The organism is Vibrio sp. 1F279 (assembly GCF_041439815.1).
Taxonomy (GTDB): Bacteria; Pseudomonadota; Gammaproteobacteria; order Enterobacterales; family Vibrionaceae; genus Vibrio; species Vibrio tasmaniensis_A.
Genome location: NZ_JBGOOU010000063.1, coordinates 1 through 10,973 on the forward strand (window position 1 = coordinate 1; position 10,973 = coordinate 10,973).

11 protein-coding genes and 1 pseudogene are annotated in these 10,973 nt (G+C 42.0%); 6 read left to right on the top strand and 6 right to left on the bottom strand.

What is annotated here, in order from left to right; all coding sequences use genetic code 11:
- The first annotated feature begins 622 nt into the window (after positions 1 to 622).
- The gene (locus ACED60_RS24385) at positions 623 to 2,140 is read left to right on the top strand and encodes an ISNCY family transposase (protein ID WP_371728635.1); all 1,518 of its coding nucleotides are present in this window, start codon (positions 623 to 625) and stop codon (positions 2,138 to 2,140) included.
- Between the two features lie 149 nt (positions 2,141 to 2,289).
- On the opposite strand, the gene ACED60_RS24390 is transcribed toward ACED60_RS24385, so the two are convergent.
- The 6 genes from ACED60_RS24390 to ACED60_RS24415 all read right to left on the bottom strand — a co-directional run bounded on the left by ACED60_RS24390 (position 2,290) and on the right by ACED60_RS24415 (position 7,594).
- Positions 2,290 to 2,661 carry a DUF4440 domain-containing protein gene (locus ACED60_RS24390; RefSeq protein ID WP_017097735.1) on the bottom strand — a complete coding sequence of 124 codons (372 nt, stop codon included), beginning with the start codon at positions 2,659 to 2,661 and terminating at the stop codon, positions 2,290 to 2,292.
- 46 nt (positions 2,662 to 2,707) lie between these two features.
- Positions 2,708 to 3,073, bottom strand: a complete 366-nt coding sequence (locus tag ACED60_RS24395; protein ID WP_017097734.1) for a VOC family protein — start codon at positions 3,071 to 3,073, stop codon at positions 2,708 to 2,710.
- A 27-nt stretch (positions 3,074 to 3,100) separates the two neighbouring features.
- Positions 3,101 to 3,565, bottom strand: coding sequence for a cupin domain-containing protein (locus tag ACED60_RS24400; RefSeq protein WP_017090291.1), 465 nt, complete (start codon positions 3,563 to 3,565; stop codon positions 3,101 to 3,103).
- A 277-nt stretch (positions 3,566 to 3,842) separates the two neighbouring features.
- Positions 3,843 to 4,439, bottom strand: a complete 597-nt coding sequence (locus ACED60_RS24405; protein WP_017102632.1) for a tyrosine-type recombinase/integrase — start codon at positions 4,437 to 4,439, stop codon at positions 3,843 to 3,845.
- Between the two features lie 283 nt (positions 4,440 to 4,722).
- Positions 4,723 to 5,727 carry a hypothetical protein gene (locus ACED60_RS24410; RefSeq protein ID WP_371728636.1) on the bottom strand — a complete coding sequence of 335 codons (1,005 nt, stop codon included), beginning with the start codon at positions 5,725 to 5,727 and terminating at the stop codon, positions 4,723 to 4,725.
- Between the two features lie 346 nt (positions 5,728 to 6,073).
- The gene (locus ACED60_RS24415) at positions 6,074 to 7,594 is read right to left on the bottom strand and encodes an ISNCY family transposase (protein ID WP_371728637.1); all 1,521 of its coding nucleotides are present in this window, start codon (positions 7,592 to 7,594) and stop codon (positions 6,074 to 6,076) included.
- A gap of 205 nt (positions 7,595 to 7,799) precedes the next feature.
- On the opposite strand from ACED60_RS24415, the gene ACED60_RS24420 reads away from it, so the two are divergent.
- From ACED60_RS24420 to ACED60_RS24440, 5 genes and pseudogenes are all read left to right on the top strand, one after another.
- A complete protein-coding gene (locus ACED60_RS24420) occupies positions 7,800 to 8,996 on the top strand; it encodes an RHS repeat domain-containing protein (RefSeq protein ID WP_371728638.1) in 1,197 nt (398 codons plus the stop codon).
- Positions 8,986 to 9,318 (top strand): hypothetical protein, encoded by a 333-nt coding sequence (locus ACED60_RS24425; protein ID WP_371728639.1) that lies wholly within the window; start codon positions 8,986 to 8,988, stop codon positions 9,316 to 9,318. Before ACED60_RS24420 ends, ACED60_RS24425 begins: the two co-directional genes overlap by 11 nt.
- Positions 9,319 to 9,529: 211 nt before the next feature.
- Positions 9,530 to 9,961 (top strand): HNH endonuclease, encoded by a 432-nt coding sequence (locus ACED60_RS24430; RefSeq protein WP_054542945.1) that lies wholly within the window; start codon positions 9,530 to 9,532, stop codon positions 9,959 to 9,961.
- A gap of 52 nt (positions 9,962 to 10,013) precedes the next feature.
- Positions 10,014 to 10,430 (top strand): SMI1/KNR4 family protein, encoded by a 417-nt coding sequence (locus ACED60_RS24435; RefSeq protein ID WP_371728640.1) that lies wholly within the window; start codon positions 10,014 to 10,016, stop codon positions 10,428 to 10,430.
- Positions 10,431 to 10,715: 285 nt separating this feature from the next.
- Positions 10,716 to 10,943: pseudogene (locus tag ACED60_RS24440) on the top strand (ribonuclease domain-containing protein); the annotation flags it as partial.
- Positions 10,944 to 10,973 lie beyond the last annotated feature (30 nt).

Here is a 10,973-nt window from a genome sequence, read left to right on the forward strand (position 1 = left end):
TAAAAGCGTTGAACAAGCTTACTGGGTTAGGTATGCCTGAAACTTGTCGTATTGATTAAGAAATACGTGAAACGGGGTAGTTCTATCTTTAAATTTAATTACGCAACAAAGCCCAAAATATCGTGTGCAGACGCATCACAAGTAGGACAAACATATTTTTTTGCTAAAGGTAAGATTAATTCACTGATTGCCTTCGAATCACTGATTTCTGCACTTCTGATATTTACACTTATTGTTTCTCCTGATTGCTAAGCGGCGTTTGTATTCTATGATCACATAATGCAGCCTTTCTTTTTACGCTTCAACAATAAATCAATAGGTTAGTGATAAAGATAATGGGGGCGGTTTTCTGTGTGGCATAACTTTGACAGCTACCGAATTTGGATAACTTTTCGTAGGGCAAAACGCACGCCCCTAAATTGTGTAGAGCATTTGCTCTAACGAACTTTGGGGCAGAGGCGTGTTACAAACTTTAAGCTCCCCCGTGTGATCACCAAGCGATTCTGTCGTATCGTAACTACCAAGCGACTTTGTCATTCGCTTAATTACCGAGGGAAATTGACGGTCTCTATTTTTACGTAATCCTTTGACTAGTGCTACGAATTAGTCAGGGGTGTATAGGATGATCGTTATGGATACTCAATCTCAGCTTACCGTGGATATCATCGCAAAAGTTGCTCTCGGTAAAATCTCAATTACTAATGCCTCTAAGCTCCTCAATAAGTCTCGCAGAACCATCGAACGTTATCTCAGGCGATATCGCTCTGATGGTATCCGATTTGTGGTTCATGGCAACACAGGAAGGGCACCCGCTAATAAAACCCCCATTACCTTAAAGCAACAAGTTCAAGCTCTTATAAAGACCAAGTATTACGACTTTAACATGCTTCATCTCGCCGATATGTTAGAGGTATTTGAAGGTATCAAAGTAAAACGGGAGACGCTTCGTACCTGGGCACATGAAATCCATCATGTAAAACGAGCCAAACATCGACGTTCTAAGGTAAGAAGACGACGTGAGCGTATGGAAGCCGAAGGCTTAATGCTGCAAATGGACGGCAGTCCGCATCTTTGGTTCGGTGATAAAAAATCCTGTCTTATCGCCATGATTGATGATGCAACCAGTGAGGTTCATGCGGAGTTTTTTCCTTCAGAAACCACCGAAGGATGCCTCAAAGTAATGAAAACTTATATCAAGAAAAAAGGGCTTTTTAAGACTCTGTATGTCGATAGAGCGGGCATCTTCGGTGGACCAAAACGTTGCCACTTCTCCCAGATGCAACGAGCCTGTGAAGAGCTGGGTATAGAAATTATTTTTGCCAATTCGCCTCAAGGCAAGGGTCGCATCGAACGTGCCTTTGATACGTTCCAAGATCGTCTAGTCCCTGAGTTAAGGCTGGCTGGGGTTACTGATATGACCAGTGCAAATAACTACCTACAAAATACCTTCATCCCTGAGTATTGGGCAACGACCCTCACAGTCAACGCCAAATTAATGCGCTCTGAGCATACACCCGTTCCGAAGTACCTCAACATTGACGCGATATGTATTCAAAAAGAATATCGAAAAATCCGTCGAGATCATACCTTCAGTTACGCCAACGCAATGTATCAAATCACCTCCCCATTACGGCACTCTATCGTGAGTCAACAAGTCGAATTACGTAAGCAACTTGATGGTGGTTTTACGGCTTACTTTGCCGACCGAGAGTTATCGATTAAAGAGCTTACTGAGCCTAGCTCTAGGAAAGAATACGGAGAAGAGGTTCAGAAAAAGATCGAGGCTATAGAGCTTGCCAATGAGTTAGGGAATGTTAGAGAAGCGGCCCGACAAAGCGGTTGTTCTGTCAAAAGCATTCACAACAACCGTCAATTGCTTGAAGCCCATGGCCCACTTGCTTTGAAACGTCTGTATGGTCAATCACACAACAATAATCGCATCGATGAAAAGACTCGAAATATCGTCATCTCATTAACACTCAAATCGCCTCACCTAACCTCTATTAGGATAAGTGGTGAGATGAGAAAGCGTTTTAACATCTCGATTAGTCACTCAACAGTAAGGAACATCTGGCTTGAAGAAAAGCTGAATACAAGAGAGTTACGGGAGGCACGTGCCGAGGAATCAATTATCGAATAGAAACTAATCTGCAATAGTGGACTACTATGAATAAAGCAGCGACAGAATCCTTCGGTATTTAGACCGTCAACCTCCCTCGGTAATCACAAACTTTAAGCTCCCCCGTAATGACAAACTTCAGTAGATAGTTAGATTTCGGATAATCACTACTAACTGAGTTTGAAAGGTTTACATTGCGTACCTTGATGATACCTGAGCTTCCAACAAGTGCCCGTAAATGTCCAAATTGAACAGCGTTTGGCATAGTCACTAACTTCTCCAGATTCACTTACAAGAGCAGATTCATACTTTAAAAGCTGTATAGAAGGCTCAAGTTGAATACATTCATACTTTTGAGAATGAACGCGGATATCTGAAGGCTCTTCCAAATCCATCATTTGAATAATGGATGTAAAGTCGTAGCTATCTCCTGACTTACCAACTTCAGTAAAACTAGGGTGTATTAAACGATCAAGGTCAGCTTTGTTCTGACGAGTTTGGTATTGATGGAGTTCTATTTCTTGTTCGATCAAAATGTCCATTTTACCTCCTAAACTGATATGGCATATAAGGCCTTTTATAATCCATTTAAACCACTTGCAACGTCGTCGCCCCACGCAAGCCAATTAAGTTACCAAACGGATCTTCGATTTGACACATAAAAAGCCCATTTTCAATTGCCATTGGGCCTCTATACAGTTTTGCACCAAGTTCTTCAAAATGATCCAGTGCTTTATCCAAGTTGTTTACCGACCAATATAAAACTGTCCCGCATTTACCCGAGCCTACTTTTTCGTCTGCTTGCACTATCTCAAGAGAAAAACCGTTTAAATTGAGCACGGTAAAGTCGAAACTAGGATGATAAACAGATTCAGCTGTAGGAAAGGCTTTTTGATACCACTCGATGCCTAATGCGACATTTTGAACATGAATAAGAATCGCTGTTGGAATCATAGTCTACCTCCTACTACTTAACAGTCACTAGTATGGTGTGCCGTTCTTTCTAGAGGGAATCCATTCACCCGAACTTTCAACAACCCATTTGAAATCATCATCTGGATAATGGGCTTCGTCTTTTGCAACTCGGCTCCCTATAACTATAAATTTAGCTTGTTCGCTACTACGGTTTATTAAATGATGACCATTTTCGACCCTAGCAGGGAAGCCAATACACATTCCTGCAAACAATGTCTGCTCACCGTCATCACTGACTAAACATAGCTCACCACCGAGTACATAAAGAAACTCATCTGACCTTGTGTGCCAATGGCGAAGAGCCGACTGCGCATTCGGTTCTAATACTTCCAGATTCACACCGAACTGAGTGAGCCCAAAAGAATCACCTAAACTTCTGCATTCAGATTGACCAAGGCGAGATTTAAATGGCTCTGGAAATGGGTTAAACGTATCACCTTTTATGCTTAACGCTTGTTTCGCTTTCGTCATTAATTGCCCCTATGCATAACGCTTTTCAGTCGGGATATAGTCATTTGCTTCTGGCCATCTTGCTCAACCTTTTTAAGCAACTCAAGCCATATATGGTGGTTATGTGATTTTTGTACGCACACGAGTGATGGGTTACGAAAAAAACACCTGCACTCTAGGGTTGTTAGTTAGCATATGTATTACAAAATCAACTCACCATTAATTAGTCAGTCATCGGTCGTGACACACTTTGGGGCACAGGCTTTTCAGGAGAAAAGCCTGTAACAGCTCCTACCTCTCAGCAGTCTGTTTTCTCAGACAACCTCAGAGCGTCTTCTAGCTCAACGCCAAGGTATCGAATTGTGTTATCTAGCTTCGAATGTCCAAGTAAAATCTGTACGGCCCTGATGTTTTTCGTTCTGGCATAAATCAAAGTGGCTTTGGTGCGGCGCATGGAATGAGTGCCGTAATAGTCTGCATTCAGTCCTAGTTTTGCAGCCCAGTTCCTGATAATTGAACGATAGAATGAGTAGCTGATAGGTTGCCCAAAGCGTCGGCTACTCGGGAATAGAAAACTGCTTGCCTCTAGGGATGCTGCAAAAATCCAGCGGCTAATACTTTGCTGTGTTCTCGGGGTAATCTCATAGTGGACATCAGTGCCAGTTTTTTGCTGGATGCACTGAACCCTTTCATAGATAACTCCTTGCGAAGAAACATCGTAAACGTGTAGCTTGAGCAAATCACTCGCTCTTAACTTGCTATCTATAGCTAGGTTCAGTAGTGCGAGCTGCATCAGATCATTTTCAATCTCCAGCCTAGTTCTGATCCGCCAGATCTCTTCAAGCTTAAATGGCCTTTTGATGCCACTGCACTTTCCAGAAGATAACTTTCTCATGATGACCTCCTCTCAGTGTTTTTGGTCAACATGAAGTTTGGCAGTCACATTTAATAGGGTTTAGGAAGATCTAAAACGTCGGTGGACAGGAATGAGTTTGGGGCTTAGGGCAAAATCTACCCTTCAGAGAGTTTTCCATCCCCCAAACAGCAGAACGGCACAACTTCAGGCGATGCCGCTCGTGCACGAAATTGGACAATTCCTTTCATCGTTAAAACAGTTTAATCGGTATCAAAAGTGAATATGCGCTCAGCAGATGTGTACAAATAATAAACATGTTGTCCTAACTAGTTTTTTCTAACTGCTTTAAAGCGAATCTTCCTCTTTCTGATACAGAGCCTGATTTATCAGATGCAAAATACTCGGCAAAGCTCTTAGCTTGAGTACCAAATTCATCAAGGTTCCTTATGAGAAACTCTGCGGCTACCCGCCTAACTATTGGATTGCGATCCTTGGCTGATTTTTTGATCAAAGCTAAAGGTGACGTTGAAACACTCAATTTCCTTTCAGATACGATTGCTTGATATTTTCCTTCGCAATATCGGATATCTGTCCATACCCATTTTCGTCCATCAACCCAAGCCATACGGCCTTCTAATTGACTACGATAAGCCTTTGCCCTAACTACGGGTTGGGTGGAGAGTTCAGCGATCTCATCTAAGAATTCATCTAAAATGGAAGTGCGCCCTAGTTGAGAGAACAAGGATGGCATTGGTCCAGATGAAGAAGATATCAACTTTGCTCTGAATACCTCTGCAACCTCTTGTCTGGAAATAATTTCTAGAAGTACCTTTTTATCGACTTCTTCAATTCGCCCCCATGAATGCCAATTAGCTAAAGTAAAACATAGTGAGTTTACAACGTGTTCAGGAGCGGTTTCTTTCGCTATTAATGGAAGCTTATCTCTTGCAGCTTCTCTAACTTGAGGAACCCAGTCATTTAGCCTACGGATAGCCAATGAAAGAAAAAAAGCATTGGGGGCCGCTCCCGAAATAGCCCGAAGAGTTTTCTCTCTCCTGTAACCATCCCAGCTAATCAAGTCTAGCCAGGTCAGTTGTTGAGAGGGTTTTGCCCATATTTTCCATTTCGGCTGAGCCGTGTTTTTTAGTGCTTTAGAAAACTCTTCACGAACAAGCCTTTCCCAATAATCTAAATTAGCTAAAGGAACTGTTGATGTGATCTCGATAAGGGGTGACATATCAGCCAACAGTTTTCCTGATAAGTTAATCGAGGCAGCAAAATCCTTTGTTGCTGAAATAACTTTTTCTTCTAAATCTTGCTGTTGCACCTGCACCTCACTCAATAATCAACCAAATAAACGTATACTAGCGGTTATTTGTGATCGAATCATCGACATAGTTATGCAAATGAGAGAGTAGCTGTAGTTCGGCTCGTGATGCACGTTTGTGGGAGAAAGCTACCACCGTACCTTAACTTTCTTTCGTGCAGGTAGTGCCGATAAATCAGGGACATAATTTATCGGCTGAAATCTTGCTGAAACGCAAAGGGGCATTTCTGAGGTAGAACGTACCACGGGTAAAAATTCAGTGTCATTACTGAGGGATCTTGACGGGATAAGTACCAACCGATTCTGTCATGCTCTTACATTCTAGTCAGGATTGATACTTCTCGCCTTACACGTCGATATTCAGTGATTGTGATTTTTTAATCCTAAGTTCTCTAGTGCTGAGGTTTTCTTCCTTCCAGATGTTTTTGATCGTGCCGATACTCACATTGATATCGTGTTGTTTTAGCTCCATCGTGAGTTGCATCAAAGTCAGGTGTGGGTTCTGCAACGTCAGCTCAATAATCTTATCTTCTGCATACTCTGGTATGCGATTCTTACTGCGGTTCAGAGGCTTATTGATCCGCTTCAGCCCCATAGGCCCTTCCTCAGCCATTATTTTCTGATAGGTGTAAAGGGATTGGCGAGAACAACCAAGGATACGGGCTGCTTTAGATATACTACCCAGCTGCTCTACTAGCTCTAAGGCTTCTATCTTCCGCTGAACCTCTTTACCGTATTTACTGCATTTACGAGGCTCAACCAGCTCGGTAATATCTAGCCTACGGTGCCCAAAATAGGCGGAGAATGTGCCATCGAACTGACATCTAATCTCTACTTTTTGGTTTTCAATGGAATAGCGGATAGGCGAGTCGATAATATACCTTTTGTTACCAAAGCCAAACGTATGATCACGTCGTATGGTTCGATACTCTTTCTGTACGCAGATGCTGTTGAGGTCTAAATCGGGCGGTAAGCGCTTAAAGGCAGACCGTGAACTTTTGGGCTGAACACGAACATTTTCATCCCAATAATTGGGTATGAACTCTTCTTGTAAATAACGATTCGCGCCTTCCATATCTGTAATGTTGTGCAGTCGTAGTTCTGGTACAAGCCTATCTTGGAAGGTATCGAATGAGCGTTCAATGCGTCCCTTTCCTTGTGGTGAGTTAGCAAAGATAATTTCAATTCCAAGCTCCTCACAAGCTCGTTGCATCTGGGAGAAGTTGCTTCGCTTAGGACCACCGAAGATACCTGCTCTATCGACGTAGAGCGTCTTAAATATCCCTCGTTTCTCAATATAGGCTCTCATCACCTTCATACAGCCTTCGGTGGTCTCAGAGGGGAAAAACTGAGCGTGAATATCACTAGTAGCATCATCAATCATAGCAATCAAACAAGATTTCTCATCACCAAACCAGCGATGAGGGCTCCCATCCATTTGAAGCATTAATCCAGGTAACTCCATCCGCTCCCGATACTTCCTGACGCGAGTTCTGCGTCGCTTAGCACGTTTAACATGATGGATATCGTGTGCCCAAGAGCGTAATGTTTCACGCTTAATAGCGATCCCTTCGTTCTTTTTGAGGACTTCAGAGAGATGCTGCAAATTGAAATCGAAGTACTTAGTTTGTATGAGGCTTTGGACTTCTTTCTTGAGCGAGTCAGGGATCTTATTAACTGGAGAACGCCCCTGATTACCGTGAATGATGAAGCGAATACCTTCTTTCCGATATCGGCTTAGATAACGTTCAACAGTTCGCCGAGACTTGTTGAGTAAGGTAGTGGCACTATTGATACTGATTTTACCCTCGATAATTTTGCAAATGATATCGACAGTAAATTGGGATTTAGAATCCATATAGAACATCCTTAGCCCCTTTTAAAGTTTAACTAATTACTTTAAAAGGTAAGCCAATTTAGTCCCGTCAAAATCCCTCGGTAGTTATTGTAATGACAAAGTCGCTTGGTAATTAAGGTACGACAGAATCGCTTGGTGATCACACGATTTACTTTCAGAGCTGTATGTTGGAAAGACATTAAATACGGCGTATCAATACGATGACTTAGGGCGTGTGATTGAAATTAATGCACTGGGACAACGCTTTTATCAGCAGTATGATTACTCACCGCTTGCGCTTTCTACAAGTTTGTCTTTGCCTAATAGCATAACGCGAGAGACGACGCTGGATGAGTTGGGTGACTTGAGTGCCATCACTTACAAGAGTAAAGATACCACGCTGGTTGACTATCAATACCGATTTGATGAAGCGGGACAATTAGCAGAGCAAACGGGAACGCCAGCTTGGGTATTACCTAAGCTGGCAGCCTCTGCACGATATAACACTCTCAATCAGATTACTGAGTGGAATGGGGAGCCCAACGCGTTTGTTTATGACAAAGACGGTAACCCTACCAAAGGTGTTTTAGCTGATGGCGTGCCTTTTGAAGCGAAGTACGATGCAGAAAACCGATTAACAACGCTGAACTTTACGCGTGATAACGTTCAATATCGTGAGCAATTTGCTTACGCGCATGACCATATGTTGGCCCAATACCAGTTGTACAAAGACAAAGCGCTGGTCGAGGAGAAGCAGTTTGTTCGTTATGGGTTAGTTGAGCTTCAACAACGTAATGCTCAAGGGGAGGTAGTTCAAGAATACGCTTGGGACAAGTCAGCGCCAGGTGGTATCGGTGGTTTACTGGTCGCGAAAACAAATAACGATGTCTATACCTATGTTTATAACCATCTAGGTCACGTTCAAAAAGTTTTAAACTCGTCTGGTCAAGTTGTTGAGAGCTACCAATACACCCCTTATGGAAAAGTCGAAGGAGGCAGTTTTAGTGAGCAACCCTTTGGTTACTCAACGAAACGCAGTGACTTTGCGAGTGGGTTAGTTTATTTTGGCTATCGGTTCTATTCGCCTTATCAGCGCCGCTGGCTTAACCGCGACCCACTACAAGAACAAGGTGGGATTAACCTGTATGCTTATGTGAATGGTGATCCGCTAGGGTATGTGGACCCTGATGGTCAACAAGCCCTCCCAATACCATACGTGCCAGATAGACCTTTAGAGGATTACTATCCTAAAGAAGTAAAGGATAGTATTGAAAAAGGTGAAAAAGATGCTAATAAAAAAGCATGTGATATGGCTGGTTATAGTCAAATCGCAGCAGATATGGCTAGCACAATCTTTCCTCCCTCAAAACCTTTATGTGTGGCGGTTGATGTTTACAGCAGGTCTATCAAAGGAGTTGTATGTGAGAAATAGACTGAAAAAAAATATCATAATGATGCTTACAGCGATATTTATATTTATGTTTATATTTATATCTTTTCACTTAACTCTAGTTGGAGTTAATCCCAGTGAAGTAACAGATTTTGAGATCTTTGAGGTGTATTGTGAGCCAACACTTAGACTTGCCAATGGCACTGAATCAAATAGTGTATGTAAGTTTAAGGGAAGTACAAATGGTGAAAAAATATCGGGATATGCACTTTCTTATTGTGAGCTGAATAAAGATAAAATGTTCTTAAATGAAAGTAGAAGTATATTCGGTCATAAAGTGATATACACACTAAATTGTGACTAATTGAATATCTTGAAAATTATGTTGTTAAAATCGATAGAATTTAGTCAACGAAACGCAGTGACTTTGCGAGTGGGTTAGTTTATTTTGGTTATCGCTCCCATTCGCCTTATCAGCGCCGCTGGCTTAACCGCGACCCACTGGTGGGATCAACCTCTATGCTTATGTGAGTGGTGATCCGCTAGAGTATGTGGACCCGGATGGTAGAAATCCGGTGGCAGCTGCAATTGCTGCTGCGGCACGAGCGCTCCTTAAAAAGCTCTTAAGGGATATCGCGAAGAAAAAGGAGAAAGATGCTGCTAAGAAACAGGCTAAGAACAGTAAAAATAAGGCTAAGTCTCAGGGATGTGTTACAAAGAGAGCAAGGCGCAACGGGCATTTGGCAGGTGGTAAGCATCCTGAAACAGGTATTCCTTTTGACAAAAATGGATACCCTGATTTCTCCAGTGTTTCGAAAAAGGATGTGAAAATCGAATTTACTGGTAGTAGAAGGAAAGATGTTAAAGCTGCAAATGAAACTGGAGGATTTAAAAAGACCCCAGAAGGTCATGTGTGGCATCACCACCAAGATGGTAAAACGATGCAGCTTGTTCCGCGTGATATTTATACAAAAACTGGTCATGATGGTGGATTTTTGGGAGGATAACAGCGAGTGATATTATGTTAGATTAGATGCTATTGATAGCCCTGGTAGATCTATATCTGAATCAGAATTAAAAGTAATTACCTTAAATACTGAGTTGGAGTTTCCTACTAGCTATAAAGAATTTCTATTAAAGTTTAATGGCGGCAGCCCATCTCCTGATGCGTTTCCAATAAAAGGGTATTCTGAAGAAGTTGGTGGCATTCAGGTTTTCTTCGGTGTAGACCGGGAGATTGAATCTAGCTGCTTGAATTGGAATTACAATGAATATAAAAGCAAGTTGCCTGATTCATATATTCCAATTGCGTGTAGCGATACAAACGACTTGATTTGTTTAGTATTGTCTAAGGCTGAATATGGGAAGATAGTTTTTTGGGATGCTGAAGATGAAAGAAGTAGAAATGATTTAGGTAATGTTTATGAAGTGGCTGATAGCTTCGATCAGTTACTGGAAATATTATTTGAAGATTGATCTGTAGCTGTAACAACAAATTTTTTGTAGTTCAAGGTCCGCATTCGCGGGCTTTACTTTATCTCTTAGCCGCTTGTCTTCCAGAATCCCTGCTTCTGGACTGATACTTGGTTAGACGCACAAGTACGTCATTTTAAGCTAGAAGTGCACCTAGGGCTTAAAATAGATAATATAATGGAAGCACTGTGGTGTAGTGCTTTAAGATACTGATAGCATTGGGGTTCTGTGCATTGTTGGCGACGATGAACGTCAGGGTGTTCTGATGTTACAAAGAGTGCAGGACGAAAACTTCCTTTTGCAGATAAAGATCGTTTAACCGAAATTAATAAGACTCTTGACCGTATTGAATCAAATGGGCCATTTCCACATAAACGTGATGGAATAACGTTTAAGAATCGAGAAGGTAAACTGCCGGAAGGTAACTACAAAGAATATACTGTCGATACTCCAGATGCTTCAAATAGGGGGGCTCGTCGAGTAGTAAAAGAGGCGTTGTTGATCAAATCGGTTTAAAGACCAACGACGCCATATGTGACTCGCCGT

Bases quoted from the DNA above. Each gene is read 5' to 3' on its own strand.
- ACED60_RS24385 (WP_371728635.1), top strand. From the start codon at position 623: ATGATCGTTATGGATACTCAATCTCAGCTTACCGTGGATATCATCGCA.
- ACED60_RS24390 (WP_017097735.1), bottom strand. From the start codon at position 2,661: ATGGACATTTTGATCGAACAAGAAATAGAACTCCATCAATACCAAACT.
- ACED60_RS24395 (WP_017097734.1), bottom strand. From the start codon at position 3,073: ATGATTCCAACAGCGATTCTTATTCATGTTCAAAATGTCGCATTAGGC.
- ACED60_RS24400 (WP_017090291.1), bottom strand. From the start codon at position 3,565: ATGACGAAAGCGAAACAAGCGTTAAGCATAAAAGGTGATACGTTTAAC.
- ACED60_RS24405 (WP_017102632.1), bottom strand. From the start codon at position 4,439: ATGAGAAAGTTATCTTCTGGAAAGTGCAGTGGCATCAAAAGGCCATTT.
- ACED60_RS24415 (WP_371728637.1), bottom strand. From the start codon at position 7,594: ATGTTCTATATGGATTCTAAATCCCAATTTACTGTCGATATCATTTGC.